Raw genomic sequence first — 18654 nt, 5'->3', positions numbered from 1 at the left:
CTCGGCGCACTATTAACTCGTTAGAATAAAAGCTTCCCCATCCGTAATCGCCACCGTGTGCTCATATTGCGCGCCAATTGACCCATCGAAAGTCCGAGCTGTCCAGCCGTCCTGATCAATCGAAATGTACGGCTTCCCAGTGACGAAGATCGGCTCGATGGTGATGACCATACCTTTAGCGAGCTTTTTGCCTGTCCCCGCTTTCCCCTTGTGATGGACCTGCGGCTCCTCATGGATGCTGCGCCCGATGCCGTGTCCAATGAACGCATCGACGATGGAATACCCCTCCGATTCTGCCACACGCTGCACCGCATGACCGATATCACCCAAACGTTTGCCCACAATCGCCTGAGCAATCCCTTGATAGAGCGCATGTTTCGTCGCATTCATCAGTCGCTGCAGATCCGGACTTACATGGCCAACCGCATACGTCCATGCCGAATCCGCCATCCAGCCATCGAGCTCTGCGACCATATCGATGGTCACAATCTCCCCTTCGCGAAGCGGTACATCCTTCGGAAAACCATGACAAACAACCTCGCCTGTCGAAGCGCAAGTTGCATAGGGGTAGCCCTTATAGCCCTTCTGAGCAGGCCGCGCTCCATTTTGGCGCATATAGGCATCAACGAATCGGTCGATTTCAAGCGTCGTGACGCCCGGTCGAAGCCGCTTCGCAATTTCTGCATGGCAGCCCGAAACGATCCGGCCTGCCTTGCGAATAAGGAGCAGCTGCTCATCCGTTTTGTAGTGAATCATACGGCATCCCTCCATATGCGTTAGCTGAGGTGAAGGAAGCATACAAACAAAAAAACCTTGTCCCTATCGTGCCGGGCAAGGTTAATGGTTCAACTTATTTAGCTTACGGATGACCGCAGTCGTCCCATCTCATGCTCAACGAGCATGGTCAGTTCTTCCTCATATCCGCCCATAATACGATATTTGCGGATATAATCTCGGACAAACTTCCGTGAATCCTTCGGCTGAAAAATCCTTGTTAGTTCCTTGAGGCTTTCCTTGACTTCATTATGGCTGCGTTTCGCCATGAAATCCCCTCCTAGCATCGGCTTAGTGGTCCTAACAATTACTGCACGAGAACGCGCACGGCGGAACTTGAACCGCGGCTGGTACTCCTCATTGGTGTCGAACGATCGGCTGTATGAAGGTGGGTTAGGAGTTAGGTAGCAAAATGAAATCAAAATTGTTTTTTGAAACCGTTTCATGTGCACGATGAAATTGTTTCATTTATCAATCAATTATAACATTTTAAACTTAGATATAAAAGCGAACACGATTAATTTTACAATTCCTTCAGTTCTTGCCTGCTTCTTCTTCGATCTCATGTCTGGTCGCAGCCGACTCTTCAGCGGACTGTATGAGATCTTCGCTTGCTTGATCGGTTCGGCGAGAGTTCGATGGCGATGCGGCTGACCAGGCACTATTCTTATATACTCGCAAATAGGCCACTACACCTACGATTGCGACAATGATGCCAAACAAGATAACCACGTTCGTCATCCATGGACTAACCACGTCATTCTCCCCTCTCCCCCAGTTTGACTTCCAGATATGCTAATTATAGGGGAAAGGGATAACGCTTTCAATGTCACGAACAACCCTCTGCGAAAATGTAACATGTTACAATTAAGTTACTCTGCGAAACGTTCCGCTTCCCCATGCAAGCAGTTCTCCATTTGTATCGACAATACGCCCCTGCATTGTGAGTGTTCGTCTCGATTTATGAATAAGCAGCGCTTCACAACGGATAATTCCTATGCCCGTGCTCTGCAAATAGTGGACGTTCAGCTGCGTCGTCACCGTCTTCTCGCCCGGACACTCCAAGATAACGACAAGCCCCATCGCATTATCAAGCAATGAAGCGAGCACGCCGCCATGCACGATGCGGGCGAGATTCAGATGCTCCGGACGCACCTTCAGCGATACGACCGCTTTCCCCGTCTCTGCGTGATCCAGCTCACAGCCAAGATGTCCCCAGAACGTCGGTTTTGCCGCCTCGGCCAACGCTTCGAGCGCAGCTCGTGCATCATGGGGGTGCACTGGTTCCGCCGGCCCCTGGCCCGTTTCCTTCTCGCTCATTCGCTTCCTCCTCCTGCAGCTTGCGCCGCAGCACCTTCCCAATCATCGTCATGGGAAGCTCGGTTCGAAATTCATACAGATGCGGCACCTTAAAAACAGCTAAACGATCTCGGCACCACCGATCAAGCTGCATTGATGAGAGGGTTACATCCTTGCGCAGCACGATAAACGCCTTCACCGTCTCTCCCCGATAAGCATCCTTCACGCCAATAACGGCAGCATCGCGCACACCGGGATGCTCGTAGAGCACTTCTTCCACCTCGCGTGGGTAGATATTGAAGCCGCCTGCGATAATGATATCTTTGATCCGGTCAACGATAGCGAAGAAGCCGTCACTGTCCATTTGTGCCAAGTCTCCGGTGCGCAGCCAGCCATCCTGAAATGTCGCAGCGGTAGCCTCAGGCCTGTTCCAATATCCCAGCATGACCTGCGGTCCGCGCACGAGCAGCTCGCCGATTTCTCCCTGAGGGAGATCTTCGCCAGTCGTCATGTCGACGATTTTGGCATCTGTGTTCGGGAAGGGCAGACCGACAGTGCCGATTTTGCGCTTCGTCCAGATCGGATTGACATGCGTCACCGGCGACGCTTCCGTTAGCCCGTAACCTTCGATAATTTTCCCGCCGGTTAGCGCCTCGAACTGTGTCTGCACCTCAAGCGGTAATGGCGATGACCCGCTAACGCAGACTCGAATAGAAGATAGATCATATTTTTTCACGTCGGGATGATTCAACAAGGCGATGTACATCGTCGGTGCGCCCGGAAAAAGCGTCGGTTTCAGTTTCTTTATCGTCTCCAGCACCACACCTACCTCGAAGCGAGGAAGCAATATGATGGTACCGCCTATCATCACAGACAAATTCATGATGACCGTCAATCCGAAGACATGGAAGAGCGGCAATGCGGCAAGAAGACGTTCCTTTCCCTCCTCCATCCGGTAAAACCAGGCCACAGACTGTTTGGCATTGGCGATTAAGTTTCGGTTCGTGAGCATGACGCCTTTCGCAACCCCCGTTGTACCGCCGGTGTATTGGATCAGCGCAACATCGGCGGCGGGATCGACAGCCACCTCGGACGGCAGTTTAGGCGCTTTCGACATAAATGAGGTATAGCGTGTCACGCCATGCTTGCCATAGGCAATTTGCGGATTATTTCCGGAGCGTCTTTGTTTGATCGGGAAGAGCAGGTTTTTGGGAAAAGGAAGCGCGTCTTGGATAGAGGTGACGATTACGGTTTGCAGTTTGGGCACGGGGCCTTCTTCAGGTGTCTTGCCCCGCACCCGTTCCAAACGGGGGTACAACAAATCCAAAGTCAGAATCGCCACTGCGCCGCTATCCTTAAGCTGATGCTCCAGCTCCCGCTCGACGTAGAGCGGGTTCGTCATGACGACAACAGCACCGGCGAGCATAACGCCGAAGTAAGCGATGATCGTCTGCGGGCAGTTCGGCAGCATGATCGCGACCCGGTCGCCTCTGTTGACTCCGGCAGCCTGCAGCCCTGCAGCCAACCGCTGGGAAGCGGTCAGCAGCTCGCGATAAGTTGTCTTCTTGCCGTAGAAATGCAGCGCTTCATGGTTAGGGTATTTGGCGGTTGTTTGAAGCAGCATATCGCTTATGCTTATATTCGGAATTTCCACATCAGGCGCAATTTCACCGGGGTAACAGCGAAGCCAGGGCCTCTCTTGCGGTTGTTCCATCTCCAAACGCCTCCCCCTACAACGTGTATTGCTGGCTGCGGATGACGCGCGCGGCAATGCCGCGTTTAAGCGAGATTGTATCGACAAGCGGGGAGCGTGTCAGCTTCTTCATGACGGCAAGCTGGGTTTGGAGTGCATCCCCTTCTTCCAGCGCGGCGAGCGTTGTTTTGGCGTACCGCTCGATCCGTTCCATCGCCTCCTGAACGAAAACGACCGTCATGTCGATTGCATTTTGTGTGGCTGCAGCTGAAGCGGAATCGCCGCGAAGCAGCATTTTGCGTGTACGTAGATTGGCGCTTTCCATGGCGAATACTTGAATCATCATGTCGGCCAAGAGGCACAGTACTTCCTGCTGCTGTTCCAGGGCGAGTCCGTACTTCTGCACCGCCATGCCGCCAACGGCGAGGAAGATTTTTTTGGCCTGCTGAATGCGGTACGTTTCCTTGCTGAGCGGCTCATCGAATAGAGGAAGCGGCATGGGCTGCAGCAGCTCCGCCTGCAAAGCACGTGCTTTACGCAGGAGAGGCAGCTCGCCTTTGAGCGCTTTCTTCATCAGGGTGCCGGGAATGAGCATCCGATTGATCTCGTTCGTGCCTTCAAAGATTCGATTAATCCGAGAGTCGCGATAGATTCGTTCGATCTTGTACTCCTTGATATAGCCGTAGCCCCCATGAATTTGGACGCCTTCGTCCGCCACATAATCGAGCACTTCCGTTGCAAAAACCTTGTTAATGGAGCATTCCAGCGCATACTCGGAAATGGCTTTTGCCACAATCACCCCAGCATCTGCTCCGTTATCCGAACCTGCGGCCTCGCTCTCTTTGAGCATTTCGTCGATCCAGCCTGCTGTTCGGTAGACCATACTCTCCAGCACATACGTGGCAATATTCATGTCCGCCAGCTTCGCGCCAATCAGCGGGAACGACGCGATTGTCCGGCCGAACTGTTTGCGCGTATTGGCATATTTGACGGCAAGCCCGATCGTTTCCTTCGCACCTCCGACGCATGCTGCAGCCAGCTTGAAGCGACCAATGTTCAGAATGTTAAAGGCGATGAGATGGCCTTTGCCAACCTCGCCCAGCACATTCCCAACCGGAACCGGCGTATCGTCGAAGAAGATCGGGCAGGTCGAGGAGCCTTTAATGCCCATCTTGTGTTCCTCCGGGCCGATGCTGAAGCCAGGCAAGCCCCGCTCCACAATGAAGGCCGTAAAGTGGTCTCCATTCACCTTCGCATACACGATGAACAAATCCGCAAAACCGGAGTTCGTAATATATAGTTTCGAGCCGTTCAAAATATAGTGCTTCCCGTCCGGCGTCAGCCTTGCCGTAGTCCGCGCACCGAGCGCATCGGAGCCGGAAGCCGGTTCAGTCAAGCAGTAAGCAGCGATTTTCTTGCCGACAGCGAGGTCGGGCAGGTACTTCTCCTTCTGCGCCTGCGAGCCGAAGAAGACGATCGGCAATGTGCCGATGCCGACATGTGCGCCGACGGAGAGCGCGAAGGACGAGGCTTCGGCCAATGTTTCCGCCAGGAGCGTCGAGCTTACTTTATCGAGCCCCAGCCCGCCGTATGCTTCCGGCACATCGGCGCCGAGCAAGCCGAGCTCGCCTGCCTTCTGCATCAGCTCCACCGTCAGCTTATAGTCGAGCGCTTCGATTTCGGCATCGCGGGGGCGAATTTCACCCACAAGAAAGGCGCGTGCCGCATCAGCAATCATCCGCTGCTCCTCGGTAAAATCCTCCGGGGTGACGACCGCGCCCGGCGACATATCCTCCACGACAAACCGGCCGCCCCATCGATTGTTTTGCGCCATCTGACGTTCACTCCTTTCTATCATGGCGATACTTCGAGCACGCCTGCTGCGCCCATGCCGCCGCCGATGCACATCGAGACGACGCCGATTCCGCCGCCGCGGCGCTGCAGTTCGTGGATAAGCGAGACGGTCAGCTTCGTCCCCGTACAGCCAAGCGGGTGACCAAGCGCAATGGCGCCGCCGTTCACGTTTACGCGTTCAGAGTCCAGGCCGAGCTGCTCGATAATGGGCAAACACTGCGCTGCAAAAGCTTCGTTCAGCTCGAATATATCCACCTGTTCTTTCGTAATTCCGGCGCGGGCCAGCGCCTTAGGAATGGCTTCAATGGGTCCGATCCCCATGACCTCAGGAGCAACCCCTGCAACGCTATAGGCGCGGAAGACGGCAAGCGGCTTCGTAATCCCGAGCTTCTCCGCACGAGCACGGCTCATCACGATAACGGCTGCAGCGCCGTCGCTCATCTGCGAGGTGTTGCCAGCCGTAACCGTCCCTTCACGCGCGAAGGACGGCTTCAACTTCGCCAGCACCTCCGGGGTCGTATCTGCCCTGACCCCTTCATCCCGATCAAAGAGCAAGCTGCGCGCCCACGGTCTGCCGTTATCGTCTACCCCTTCCCGCTGCACTTGAAGGGGAACGATCTCGCCTTGGAACCTGCCTTCCGCTTGTGCCCTCGCCGCCTTGCGGTGGCTCTCCGCAGCGAAAGCATCCTGCGCCTGGCGGCTGATGCCATAGCGGCGAGCCACTTCCTCCGCAGTGTGGCCCATGCCCATGTATACCTCCGGCATCGCATCGGCAATGCCGGGATGCGGCGAAAGCTTGAAGCCGGTCATCGGGACATGGCTCATGCTTTCAACCCCTCCGGCGAGCACGACCTCTGCCTCGCCAAGCCTTATTCGCTCGGCCGCATATGCAATCGCCTGCAAGCCGGAGGCACAGAAGCGATTCACGGTAACAGCCGGCGTAGTTACCGGATAGCCCGCATACAACGTCATGATGCGGGCGAAGTTCAGCCCCTGCTCGCCTTCGGGCATGGCGCACCCGATAATAACGTCCTGCACATCGCCGTACGTCAATCCGGGAACCCGATCAACCGCTGCTCGGAGCACCGCTCGGCCGAGATCCTCGGCTCTCGTATCTGCCAGACTGCCTTTCTTCGCTTTGCCTACAGCCGTCCGTACCGCCGACACAATGACAGCGTCGAGCGGATGGTTTGCTTTCAACATTGGCGGTCACCTCCTTGAACTTAACTTACTCCTTCTCGCTAATTCCGCAGCGGCTTACCCGTTGCAAGCATATGCCGCATCCTCGCCTGCGTCAGCGGCTCGCCGCACAAGCTGAGGAACGCTTCGCGTTCCAAATCGAGCAAATACTGCTCGCTCACTTCCGCGCCAGGCGCGGCATCGCCTCCGGCGAGTACATGCGCGAGCTTGCGGCCGATGCGCACGTCATGCTCGCTCACTTGCCCGCCAAGGCGCATCGCGTCGACGGCCAGCTGCAGCACGGCACGGCCTTCGCGCCCCGCTACGCGGATGCGGACTCCCGCAGGCTGCGGCGTATAGCCCGCTTGATCTAGCTCAAGCACGCGCCGCTTCGCTTCCGCCACGCGGCTCTCGCCGCGGATAATGACGCGATCCTGCGGCCGCATCAGGCCAATGCGCTGCACATCATAACCGCTGCCGGATGTCTTAGCCATCGCGATCGTCTCGAACAACGCATTCACATGCGGCTGCAGATCGCCTCCCGCTCCGGCGCGCGAAGCCGCAAGCGCCGCTGCTTCCTTGCAGCCGCCACCGGCAGGAATGAGTCCAACGCCGGTCTCGACAAGACCGAAATACGTCTCCGCGGAGTAGATAATTTCATCCGCCGGCAGGCAGGCTTCCACGCCGCCGCCAAGCGTCATCCGATGTGGCGCGGCCACGACCGGACGATCAAGCCGTTTGAGCAGCAGCATGCTGTCCTGGAACAGGCGGATGATATCGTCCACCTCGTCGAAATCGCCGTTTTGCGCTTCCATCAGCAGCATCATGAGGTTAGCGCCGACACAGAAGTGACGACCTTCATTCGCGACGACAAGTCCGCGCCAATTACGGCTGACCTCGTCTGCGCTTTGACGAATCGCCGTCAGGATATCCCCGCCAATCGCATTGTTCGGGGAGTGGAACGCCAAGCAAGCCACTTCATCGCCCAAATCAAGCAGCGATGCGCCGGAATTGCCCAGGATCACTTTACCGGCCCGTTTGAGACCAGCCAGAGATATGACATCCGGCTCTTCCTGCAGAAGCCGATACTCCTCGCGATTCACATAGAATCTGCGCTGTCCCTCTTCCTTATAGAAGCTTGTGTTTCCCGATGCCAGCCACTCCGAGAGCCATGTCGGTATATCTTCACCTTCGGCGCGCATCCGCTGTACCGACCGTTCAAGCCCAATGGCATCCCACAGTTCAAACGGTCCAAGCTCCCAATTAAAGCCCCAGACAAGCGCGCGATCCACATCATTGACCGTGTCCGCTACTACGCCGATCTGACGAGCGGCATAGAGCAGCACCGTCTTGATTGACTGCCAAGCAAACTGCGCATAGCGGTCATTGGTGTCGGTGAAGAGCAGCGCTTTCACCTTGCCGGCGGCTCCTTTGGCCGACTTCGATGCCTCGATGATCGGCGAATTTACATTCTTCTTCGGTGCGTAAGTCATCGTGTCCAGCTGCAAGGTTTCAATATCGCTGCCGCCGCCAGGCCGTTTGATTTTGCGATAGAACCCGGCTCCCGCCTTCTCCCCAATCCATCCGCGCGCAACAAGCGCTTCAAGCTCCGGAGGTCTTGTGAACGCTTCTTGATCAATCGCATCCTCACTGCGCTCCCGCACATTATCCACAACGTGAAGCAGCGTATCGAGTCCGACCAGATCGAGCATACGGAACGTTGCCGTCTTCGGCCGCCCCATTGCAGGACCTGTCAAGGCATCAACCTCATCGACGCTCAGTCCGAACTGCTTCATTGCCGCAATCGTAGTCAGCATGCCGTACGTTCCGATTCGATTGGCGATGAAGTTCGGCGTATCTTTGGCAATCACGACACCTTTTCCAAGTTGAAGCTCACAGATGCGGGTCAGTCGATTCATGACAGCGGCATCTGTATCCGGGCCCGCCACAAGCTCAACCAACTTCATATGCCGGGGTGGATTGAAGAAATGTGCGGCTGCAAAATGACTCCGGAACACGTGGCTCCGACCTTCAGACATCGCGGCAACCGACAACCCTGACGTGTTTGTCGTAATAAGCGTCCCCGGCTTCAGCACCGTTTCCACTCGGGCAAATACGTCACGTTTCACAGCAAGCCGTTCCACTACCGCTTCAACAATCCACTCTACGCCAGCCAGCTTGCCGAGATCATCCTCCAGATTGCCGGCCGTAATTCGCTGCGCGAAGGCCAAATCATATAGAGCAGGCGGCTGCTGACCTGCCAGCTTCGCAATGCTTGCCGCTGCAAGTCGATTGCGGACACTCCTGTCCTCCAGCGTCAATCCGGCGCGAGTTTCCTGCTCGGTCAACGCGGACGGCGGTACGTCGAGCAGCAGCACGCTGATGCCTGCATTTGCAAGATGAGCGGCGATTCCAGCTCCCATAACACCCGACCCAATAACAGCCGCGCGGCGAATTGGCGTCGACCGTGAAGCTCGTACTCCCACATAGCTCCCCCCTTTTAAGTGACTGTGCTTGTTTGCGGTTTGCCGAATACGCTCTCGGCGAGCAGTTCAGCAACATCCCTTGCTCTTACGGTCTCCTCCACGCCAAGCTGCTTGATGCCGTCCTCCATCATCGTAAGGCAATAGGGGCAAGCCGAACCGATAACCGTAGGCGACGTTTCCAGCGCCTGTGAGGTTCTCGCTTCATTAACCCGAAGCCCGGTCCGCTCTTCCATCCACATCAGGCCGCCGCCGGCTCCGCAGCACATCCCGTTCTGCCGATTTCCCTCCATCTCCACCAGCTTGACGCCGGGTATCGAAGTAAGCACTTGGCGCGGCGCGTCATAGATGCCGTTATACCTGCCCAAGTAACAGGAGTCGTGATACACGATCCGTTCCTTCACCTGATGAACAGGACGCAGTTGACCTTGTGCGACTAGGCGGGCAAGCATCGTGGTATGGTGCTCGACAGCGACCGATCCACTTAAGCCGAAATCCGTGTACTCGTTCTTCAGCGAGTTGAACGTATGCGGGCAAATCGTGACAATCCGGCGAATGCCGTAACGCTGCAACGTCTCGACATTGTCGCGGCAAAGCGTCTGGAATAGCAGCTCGTTGCCCATCCGCCGCGCCGTATCGCCAGAGTTCTTCTCTTCGCCGCCAAGGACGGCAAACGGAACCCCAGCTTCCTGCAGCAAACGTACAAAAGCAAAAAGCACCTTGCGGCTTCGCTGATCATACGCCCCCATTGTGCCGGCCCACAGCAGCAGCTCCGGCTGCTCGCCCTGCCTCACCGCTTCTTGCATCGTGCGCACAGGCTTTGCTGATTGACCTTGACCGTCGCCACCGCTTAGAACAACTGCTTCAGCCTCGTACGCCTTCAGCCAAGCAGCGCGTTCCGCCCGCGGCAGCCCCCAAGGATTGCCCTGCCGCTCGATATTGTTCATCGCGCGCTGGCCTTCCGCCGGAATCCGGCCTTCCATGAGGACGAGGTAACGGCGCATATCGATGATTTTGTCCACATGCTCATTGCCTACAGGACACTGCTCCTCGCAGCTGCGGCAGGTGGTGCAAGCCCACAGCTCCGACTCCGTCATCACCTCGCCGATCAGCGCCACTTCCGATACCGTTGTATCCTCGTGCACGTTCCATGCTTGCTGCTGCACGGTCATCGTAGGTTCGATCGTCGTCGCGGCCTTCGCCGAATGGTGTCCGCTGTGCTGCACCCATACTGGCGTTGCGCTGGTCATCACATGCGCGCTCGTCTGCAGCTTATCGACTTGCCCTCCGAACGAAGGGACCCAAGGAGATTTGGAAGTAATCGCCGCTCCCTTCTCGGTCAAGTGATCACGCAGCTTCATAATGAGATGCATCGGGGACAGCAGCTTGCCGGTATTCGAAGCGGGACACACGTTGGTGCAGCGCCCGCATTCGACGCATGCATAGAGATCCAGCAGCTGTTTGGACGTGAACTGCTCTACCGCGCCGACGCCGAAGGACTCCGCTTCCTCATCCTCCAGATCGAGCGGCACCAGCCTGCCCGGAGGCGTTTTGCGGCGAAGCCACAGATTAATGGGGGCCGTCATGATGTGAAAATGCTTCGACTGCGGCACATACACCAGAAAAGCAAGCAGCACCGCGTAGTGAAGCCACCAGAACAGCTCGTAGAAAACCCTGCCCACCGCAGCAGTCATGCCGATGTCGCGCAGCGCTTCCGCTATTGCGGAGGAAATGGGAGCGTAACGCGTATAAAGCGAGTCAGTCTGAAGGAGATGCTGCTCAGCTGTATGCAGCCTGTCAAACGATTGCGTGAGAAGAATCGTCACCATCAAGCCGCCAATAAACCAAAGCACGAGGGAAGGTTTCCAGCCCCGCTTCAGCCGTCGAAGTCGCTCGACGTAGCGCCGAAAACCGCCGTACAGAATCGCCACAAGGACGAGCAGCACTGTTATTTCCTGTGACTGGACAAAAGCATCGTAGGCCGGCAGCGGCAGCGGCTTCCCGGTAATTCCTTTCCAGATGATATCGACCGCACCGAATTGCAGCACGATAAACCCGTAGAAGATGACAACATGCATCAGTCCGCTGCGAATATCCTTCAACAGCTTCCGGTGGCCAAACACCTGAAACACCCATTCCCAGCCTCTGCGCGTACTCTCGTTTCCCGTTGTTGCTGCCGATGCGAGCGCTGCGTTTGCCGTAAAGGATGAAGTATGCAGCATCTCCTCGCGGTTATCATTCTCGGGATCGGAATCATCGTAGGGCGAAGAGGATGGCCGATTAGGAACACCGCTGCGGCCCATCCGGATGTAACCAACCCGCCGCAGCACTACGGTGTAGAAGCACCAGAGCGCAGTTCCCGTCATCCCTGCAAAAAGCAGCCATCGCAACAACGCCGCAAGCAGATGCGCACTTAAAAACCCCACAAGGATCCCTCCTTTTCTGGAATCGCGGAGTGATTCAGTATATGTCCTCTTAAGCGGTAACATGCGGAAAAGGCTCCGTTGAAGGCGCCTGCTGCGGTCTATTTTAAAGGCCAAGTTCATAAGGTAACACTGGGCGGAGCATGTATAGAGGGCTTAGTTTATCGTATTCGGACGCGGCGCGGCGGTATGACTGTTGCCTTCAATTCGAACGAACGATCGGGAGGTGTTTGGTTCCGATGCAAGTAGTGGTTCTGATGAAGCAAACCTTCGATACGGAGGAAAAAATCGAGCTCATTGGCGGGGCTGTATCCGAGCATAGCGTGAAATACATCATTAATCCGTATGACGAGTACGCGCTTGAGGAAGCGCTTCGGCTGCGCGAAGCACATGGCGGCAGCGTCATTGTCGTCAGCTGCGGGCCGGATCGTACAGTTGAGGCGCTTCGCACCGGGCTTGCAATGGGAGCAGATGAAGCGGTCCATGTGAGCGATGAAGGGCTGCAAGGGAACGACCGCGCCATTGCGGCGGCGCTTGCCGCAGTCGTGAAGTCGCTGCAACCCGACCTTCTGCTGGCAGGGCTGTTTGCCGTTGACCGCGGAGCGGGAAGTGTCGCCCTGCAGGCGGCGGAGCTGCTCGGCCTGCCGCATGCGTCTGCGGCGCTGAAGCTTGAGGTGCGGGATGGCGGCGGTACGGGTAGTGCTGGTGGTGCTGGTAGTGCTGGGAGTGCTGGAGGCGCTGGAAGTGCTGGAAGTGCTGGAAGTGCTGGGAGTGCAAAGAGCGGAGCGGCCTGGGCAGGCAGCGGCGGGTTGACCGCAGTTGTGGAGCGGGATACCGAGTGGGGCCTGGAGACGGTGGAGGTCCCCCTCCCCGCACTCGTCACCGCGCAGCAAGGGCTGAACGAACCGCGCTACCCCTCGCTGCCGGGCATTATGAAAGCGAAGCGCAAGCCGCTTAAGCAAGTTACCGCAGCGGAGCTCGGTCTCACCGCCGATGACCTGGCGCCGCGGACGGAGCGAGTCGCGCTGCTTGCGCCGCCGGTTCGCGCCGCAGGCCGCAAGCTCGCGGGAACGCCTGGCGAGCAGGCTGCGGCTCTGGCGGATTTGCTGCAGCGCGAAGCAAAGCTGTTCTGAGGAGGTAAATAAGCGATGAGCGATCCATTGAAACGAACGGCACTCGTGTATGCCGAGTGTGCGGAAGGCAAGCTGCGGCGCGTGGCGCTGGAAGCGCTCGGCGTCGCTAGGCAGCTGGCCGGAGACGGCGGCAGCGTGCACGCCGTCTTGGCCGGCGGCGGTTCGGCGGCAAGCTCGGCAGCGCTCGCTGAGGCTGCCGCCGAGCTTGCCGCCCGGGGGGCAGGGGTCGTCCATGTCATTGACGACCCCGCCCTGGCGGGCTTTGCGCCTGAGGCGTACGCCGCCGCCATCGGCGCCGCCGTTGCTGCGGTGCAGCCGAGCCTCATTCTGCTCGGCCACACCGCGGCGGGGCGCGAGCTCGCGCCCCGCGTGGCCGCCGCCGTGCAAGGCGGCCACATCGCGGATGTGACTGCCGTCACCGTGCAGGAGGACGGCGATGTCGAGGGCGCGATCTTCACTCGCCCGCTCTACGCCGGCAAGGCGTTCGAGCAGCGGCGCATCGAGCGAGGCGCACCGTGCGTCATAACGGTGCGCCCAAACAATTTGCCCGTCGCGGAGCCGGTCGACGCCGGCAACGAGGGCACGATAGCGGCGCTTCCCTACGCCGCGCCGCCTTTATGGACCATCGTCCGCGACGTCGTGCGCAAAGCCAGCGGACGGGTCGATCTCGCCGAAGCGGATATCATCATCGCCGGCGGCAGAGGCGTGCGCAGCGCGGAGGGCTTCGCGCCCCTCGAAGCGCTGGCGCAGGTGCTCGGCGGCGCAGTCGGCGCCTCGCGCGGTGCCTGCGATGCCGGCTACTGCGACTACGCGCTGCAGATCGGCCAAACCGGCAAAACGGTCACGCCAAAGCTCTACATCGCCTGCGGCATCAGCGGCGCTATCCAGCATCTCGCCGGCATGAGCCAATCCCGTGTCATCGTCGCGATCAACAAAGACCCCGACGCCCCCATCTTCGGTGTGGCCGATTATGGCATCGTCGGCGACTTGTTCGAGGTCTTGCCGCTCCTCACCGTGGAGTTCGAGCGGATCCTATCAAATCCGAGCAACTAACCGAACCAATGTGTTGCTCCCAGAGCTACTCTTCAGCGACTGCAAGCTACTCTAGTTGAAAGCAGCCTCCACCTAAACCACCTGTAAGGTAACAGTTACCGCACATCGGCCGAATTGGAGCATTTCAGCTCAAAGAGCGGTAACTGCTACCGCTCTTCCACACACCACTCCCACAAAAAAGGGGCTGCCCTATGTCATCCGCGAAGCCGGATGACATAGGCAACCCCTTTTCTATTAAACAAGCTTCTTCCTCATCACATACCAGCTGTCTGTTCCCTCCGGGTAGAAGAGATGCTCCTCGATCTCATAATGCAACTGTTCATAGAACGCGACATTACTTGGAATCGACAACCTCACGCCTACCTCTGTTACCGCAAATCCACGCTCAACAGCCAGCGCTTCTAAATAAAGCATGATGTCTTTCCCAACGCCGCTTCCTCGCCAATTCGGACTCACGGAAACCCTTCCGATGTACATGCAGCTGTCCTTGTAAAGATAGAGTGCCGTTCCGATCGGTACAGCATCCTCCCACACGATGACAGCACCACCGCTTTCTGCAAGATCTCGGCGAATGCTCTCTTCGGTTTCCCTGAGCGCTCCTGATTGCGGAACCAGCTTTCCCTCGTACTCTGCAAAAGCCTCCTGAATCGTGCGATGAACGATACCGAGCTCATGCGGCTCAGCTTGTTTGATCAACCGAGTCACAACCATCACCGCTCTCTTGATTGCATAGCTATATCTACCACAGACACACTATCCGAATAGCTTCCTCGCGAGTCGATACGCCCAATCCCCACTTGCATACACAAGCATCGCAGCCACCGCGCAAGCCAGATATCCACCCCATCCCACATGCATCACCAGGAAATAGCTGTCATGATACGCAAAATCCCGCTCATCCCTATTCTTCAATGCCACTATAGCGTACAGGATGAAATAAATAACACCCGGGAAAACCAGCGATAGGACAGCCCCAACAACTGCTTGTCTCCTTGTCACTCCGGCAACCCCTCCTCAACTTCTCCCACTAGTTATTGCTGGCACGGCACGATAGGCCGGACCTAGCCCTTATGCTCCTGCCACTGAGGATCAGTTTACTTATCGTTTCTTAAAATCGATCTCCAAGAAACGGTCAACCTCTGGAATCCATCTATTCTCCACAAAATCAACATGCACCGGATGCGCGTTATACGTCTCGTAATCTTCCTGGCTGCTGAACACCATGGAGAAACCATAGTCGTAGTCGTTCTTGACGCTGACTTGTTTGAACACGCTGAAGTCCTGCACAACCGGAATCGAGGTCAACAGACGTTCCCCATCCTTCAAGAACTGCTCGGCCGCAGCCGATCCTTGCTCGTGCTTCAAATTGAAAATAACCATGTGCTGGATGCTTGTTTGATTCATTTTGTAACGCCTCCTGTTTATTGTGTTTTATATTGGCCTTGCATCTAACCGTGTTGTTCACTACAGAGTGCTCCCTACTCGTCAACCCCTCAAGTATCCGCCGAAAATATCGCGATACCCGATCGTTTCGTCCAGCCCGACCGTGCCCAGAAGCGATTGCCAATCTCGTTGTTCTCCAGCACGAACAGGTGACATTTCTGAATACCTGTTTCACGCAGCTTGTCCAGGCTCAGTTTCACCAATTGCCCGCCAATGCCCTTACCCCTCTGATCCGGCGACACGGCTACATGATAGATAAAACCGCGCCTGCCATCATGTCCGCCTAATATTGTACCAACCACTTGCCCGTCACTATCCTCACAGACGAAGCTGCAGCCCGGGTTGCGCACTAAGTAGCCATCAATTTCCTCGCGGGAATCCGCTTCGCTCAGCACCATTCCCTCAGTCCTCAGCCACAACGCGTGAGATTCATCGTAGTCGGCCATTACCATCTCTCTATAAATCAGCTCCATAAACGCTCCACTCCTATAAGCTCATCGAGTTGAAATTCCAAGCGGTACACATCCGGCATCGAGGTGCTCTTCCAGAACGCCCATCCATAACGAGCATCAAACGCATGCAAAATCATACTCATCACATTACCATGCGTGCCAACAACTACGGATTGACCCCGATAATCACGAAGCAATCCCTTTATAACCGGCACTGCCCGCTGCTGAGCCTGCCTGAAGGATTCCCCTCCGGGAAGCGCCGCATCGTGATCCGAGAAGGATCGCATAATCGCCGCCTGAAACTCACCCTCTGCCAGCAGATAGTCGACGCCATGAAGCTGTCGTTCACGTAATTCTTCGAACTGGTCAATCGGCAACCCTCGCTCCGCCGCGATTCCTTGCACGGTTAATAGCGCTCTGGCATATGGACTAGAGACCACTCTATCGATAGGCGTGTCTCGCAGAAGCGCCGTTACTCTGCGAACATCCTCTTGTCCTTGTGCAGTCAAACCACGCGTACGGTCCTCGCCAGTCGAGTAGGAAGATTCGGCATGTCTAACCATATAAAGCTGCGTATTCATCCCGCACCTCTTTCCATCCTGATCCTCTTTCCCATGCCATCCATTATAATCCATGCCGCCGTGCAGAAGCATCCTCTATCTGAGTGCTTTAACAAAAAAAGAGGCCTCCTGCGTTTACACGCGGGACAACCTCTCCTTCTGCCTGATTAGGCAGTCTTGCGTTTTCTTCTTAGCATGACAACTGCAGCGCCCGCAATAATGATGACAGCTGCTGCCGCACCGACAATAATCGTTGTTGTCGATAGCGATTTATCCGCAGAAGGGAAGCTGACCACATACTGTGCAGCCGGAATCCATGCCTTGCTTTCAAAATCTCTGCCCCTCACAACGAGCTTGTCTGAGTAGACGTCGATATAGTAGCCTTGGCTGCCTTTTCTGTACACATTATCATCGTTCCAGAGGTAAGCAACGGCAGAAGTGTTGAAGAAGCTGGCTTTATCAAAGAATGCATTCTGCTTCGACTCCATCTCCCAGTGCGTATGGCTGCTAAACATGACAATCTCCGGGTACTTATCGACAATCGCACGTAACTTAGCATCTTCCTTTACGCCATTCCAGCCTTGATCTCCAATGGAGCCTGACACTGTGTTTTTGAGCGGCTGGTGGAGGAATAGAAAGATCGGCCGACCTTTCTTAAACCCATCCTGCAGCTTCGTATCCAGCCAAGCAAGCTGTTTATCGGACAGCGTGGCATCATTAGGTCCGCTTCCATCCGAGCCTAGGTAAATATAGTGATAATCATGCAGCCAGAAATCATTGTAATTCCCTTTCCGGTCCGTGTATTTCTCGAACAATCCAAGATCGCGATTGAAGTCGCCCGAGCTGAAGTCGTGGTTGCCCGGAACATAATAGAATGGCGGCGTCGGCTTGAGCTCGTCCATATATTTATTCAGCAGCTTATATTCGTCTTCTTGAGCGGAATCGGCGATATCACCGTTCACAACGATCCCCGCACTGTTAGGGGAAAGCTCTTTAATATCTTGAATCGCCGGAGAGAAATGGAGATTATTCTCGTGATTTGGATCCGTTGTAATGTGTACGTCCGACAGCACGTTGAAGCTGTAGAGTAGTTTGCCTTTAATGTGAGAGGTAATCCCTTCAGGCAGAGCGACCTCGGCGAATTTCTCCGATACGACTGTTTCATTCACGGAGTAGGCTAGCAATCTGGTTGCCTGTTCCGGGATAATCACATTTTCCTCGAATGTGTAGCTGCCTTCCTTCGCTACGGAATCAATTGCAACGTAGTCTGCAAGTTTCCCTTCAGCATCTCCCCAGTACAAAACAAAATGCGTAACCGCCTCGGCGTTATCCGGTCCTGTAATTTGAACGGTACCTTGCGCATAACCCTTCTCTACAGCGGTGCGAGTATAGGTGACGGACTTCGGACTATCTGGCGCTGCCAGCGGAACATCGGAGCCTTTAATCTCGATGCTGGCAGTAGCCAAGATATCGTAGCCATCATTAGCGCATAGGAAGACATCGTATTTGCCTGCCGGAAGCTTATCCGGCTTCGTCATGCCCTCGCCTTTGGAGAAATCCATTGTCCCGCCGGGCTGGCCGCTCTCTGATGTATATTGCCACCACTGCGATTGCACAGGTCCCGGTTTCTCGCCGGACTTGTAAATTCCGATCCAGTCCTTTCCTGTCGTACCGGTGTAGGTGACTTCGATCGGATCGCCCTTCACATAAACGTCCTTACTCATTTTGATGGAGGGCTTTGCGTTGTCTGCGCTTCCTGCCGGAGCGTTAGTAATCTCGAATTTGACGGAAGCTAGTACGTCGTATCCGTCGTCCTTGCACAGAATAGCTTCGTATTTACCCGGCTCCAGCTTATCAATGCTCTCGATGGTGCCTGTGGCCTTCTTCGTGAAGTCGATCGTTCCATCCGGCTGGCCGCTGTCGTAGGTATACTGCCAGATCAATGCCGGATTATCCGCACCTGGGATAACACCTTCCTTGTATATCCCTACCCAGTCGTTTGCTGAAGTTCCGGTGTAATCGAATTTCACGCCTTCGCCTGCGACAAAGGACGTTTGCTGCGACTTGAGCGTAGCGCCTTCAGCGAATACGAATGACAGATTGGATAGGATCAATCCAAGAATAATAACGGACATCGCTGTTGTTCTCGCAAATTGCTTAAGAACATTTTGATTCACAAACATGTGCATCCCCCATGAATTCATTTTTTTTTGAATATACTCGGTATCATAAGAGAGGGGATGACCGTTCGTCAAGTATGCGCTTTCATTGGTAAACATACCAAAAAAACAAGCTTATCTTCCTGTGG

17 protein-coding genes are annotated in these 18654 nt (G+C 55.9%); 2 read left to right on the top strand and 15 right to left on the bottom strand.

The features are described from left to right. Nucleotides 1-12: 12 nt before the first annotated feature. The 9 genes from map to AC506A_RS25585 form a co-directional block, all read right to left on the bottom strand. The gene (gene map / locus AC506A_RS25625; protein WP_495463833.1) at nucleotides 13-756 is read right to left on the bottom strand and encodes a type I methionyl aminopeptidase; all 744 of its coding nucleotides are present in this window, start codon (nucleotides 754-756) and stop codon (nucleotides 13-15) included. A 98-nt stretch (nucleotides 757-854) separates the two neighbouring features. Continuing rightward, a complete protein-coding gene (locus AC506A_RS25620) occupies nucleotides 855-1043 on the bottom strand; it encodes a hypothetical protein (protein ID WP_090978737.1) in 189 nt (62 codons plus the stop codon). A 265-nt stretch (nucleotides 1044-1308) separates the two neighbouring features. Further along, entirely contained in the window at nucleotides 1309-1530 is a 222-nt protein-coding gene (locus tag AC506A_RS25615; RefSeq protein ID WP_495463832.1) for a hypothetical protein, read from the bottom strand. Nucleotides 1531-1641: 111 nt separating this feature from the next. Next, the gene (locus tag AC506A_RS25610) at nucleotides 1642-2094 is read right to left on the bottom strand and encodes a PaaI family thioesterase (protein WP_495463831.1); all 453 of its coding nucleotides are present in this window, start codon (nucleotides 2092-2094) and stop codon (nucleotides 1642-1644) included. Further along, nucleotides 2042-3787, bottom strand: coding sequence for a long-chain-fatty-acid--CoA ligase (locus tag AC506A_RS25605; protein ID WP_495463830.1), 1746 nt, complete (start codon nucleotides 3785-3787; stop codon nucleotides 2042-2044). Before AC506A_RS25605 ends, AC506A_RS25610 begins: the two co-directional genes overlap by 53 nt. Before the next feature lie 16 nt (nucleotides 3788-3803). Continuing rightward, nucleotides 3804-5600, bottom strand: a complete 1797-nt coding sequence (locus AC506A_RS25600) for an acyl-CoA dehydrogenase FadE (RefSeq protein ID WP_495463829.1) — start codon at nucleotides 5598-5600, stop codon at nucleotides 3804-3806. Between the two features lie 20 nt (nucleotides 5601-5620). Beyond that, nucleotides 5621-6823 (bottom strand): acetyl-CoA C-acyltransferase, encoded by a 1203-nt coding sequence (locus AC506A_RS25595; protein WP_495463828.1) that lies wholly within the window; start codon nucleotides 6821-6823, stop codon nucleotides 5621-5623. A 38-nt stretch (nucleotides 6824-6861) separates the two neighbouring features. Beyond that, a complete protein-coding gene (locus tag AC506A_RS25590) occupies nucleotides 6862-9285 on the bottom strand; it encodes a 3-hydroxyacyl-CoA dehydrogenase/enoyl-CoA hydratase family protein (RefSeq protein ID WP_495463827.1) in 2424 nt (807 codons plus the stop codon). Nucleotides 9286-9299: 14 nt separating this feature from the next. Continuing rightward, the gene (locus AC506A_RS25585; RefSeq protein WP_495463961.1) at nucleotides 9300-11648 is read right to left on the bottom strand and encodes a (Fe-S)-binding protein; all 2349 of its coding nucleotides are present in this window, start codon (nucleotides 11646-11648) and stop codon (nucleotides 9300-9302) included. Nucleotides 11649-11944: 296 nt separating this feature from the next. Between AC506A_RS25585 and AC506A_RS25580 the strand changes: the two genes are divergently transcribed. After that, on the top strand, nucleotides 11945-12838 hold the full coding sequence (locus AC506A_RS25580) for an electron transfer flavoprotein subunit beta/FixA family protein (RefSeq protein ID WP_495463826.1): 894 nt from the start codon (nucleotides 11945-11947) through the stop codon (nucleotides 12836-12838). 27 nt (nucleotides 12839-12865) lie between these two features. Then, the gene (locus AC506A_RS25575) at nucleotides 12866-13891 is read left to right on the top strand and encodes an electron transfer flavoprotein subunit alpha/FixB family protein (RefSeq protein ID WP_495463960.1); all 1026 of its coding nucleotides are present in this window, start codon (nucleotides 12866-12868) and stop codon (nucleotides 13889-13891) included. A gap of 234 nt (nucleotides 13892-14125) precedes the next feature. Here AC506A_RS25575 and AC506A_RS25570 read toward each other — a convergent pair whose 3' ends face one another. From AC506A_RS25570 to AC506A_RS25545, 6 genes are all read right to left on the bottom strand, one after another. Beyond that, nucleotides 14126-14602 carry a GNAT family N-acetyltransferase gene (locus AC506A_RS25570; RefSeq protein WP_495463825.1) on the bottom strand — a complete coding sequence of 159 codons (477 nt, stop codon included), beginning with the start codon at nucleotides 14600-14602 and terminating at the stop codon, nucleotides 14126-14128. A gap of 42 nt (nucleotides 14603-14644) precedes the next feature. Further along, the gene (locus AC506A_RS25565; RefSeq protein WP_495463824.1) at nucleotides 14645-14890 is read right to left on the bottom strand and encodes a hypothetical protein; all 246 of its coding nucleotides are present in this window, start codon (nucleotides 14888-14890) and stop codon (nucleotides 14645-14647) included. A gap of 99 nt (nucleotides 14891-14989) precedes the next feature. Then, on the bottom strand, nucleotides 14990-15295 hold the full coding sequence (locus AC506A_RS25560; protein ID WP_495463823.1) for a Dabb family protein: 306 nt from the start codon (nucleotides 15293-15295) through the stop codon (nucleotides 14990-14992). 89 nt (nucleotides 15296-15384) lie between these two features. Further along, on the bottom strand, nucleotides 15385-15807 hold the full coding sequence (locus AC506A_RS25555; RefSeq protein ID WP_495463822.1) for a GNAT family N-acetyltransferase: 423 nt from the start codon (nucleotides 15805-15807) through the stop codon (nucleotides 15385-15387). Then, entirely contained in the window at nucleotides 15798-16367 is a 570-nt protein-coding gene (locus AC506A_RS25550; RefSeq protein ID WP_495463821.1) for a histidine phosphatase family protein, read from the bottom strand. Before AC506A_RS25550 ends, AC506A_RS25555 begins: the two co-directional genes overlap by 10 nt. A 146-nt stretch (nucleotides 16368-16513) precedes the next feature. Then, the gene (locus AC506A_RS25545) at nucleotides 16514-18529 is read right to left on the bottom strand and encodes a metallophosphoesterase family protein (RefSeq protein ID WP_495463820.1); all 2016 of its coding nucleotides are present in this window, start codon (nucleotides 18527-18529) and stop codon (nucleotides 16514-16516) included. Nucleotides 18530-18654 lie beyond the last annotated feature (125 nt).

Source organism: Paenibacillus sp. N22P23, from assembly GCF_059383735.1.
The sequence above is the reverse complement of the archived record's forward strand: the minus strand, read 5'-3'. Positions and strand labels throughout refer to the sequence as shown.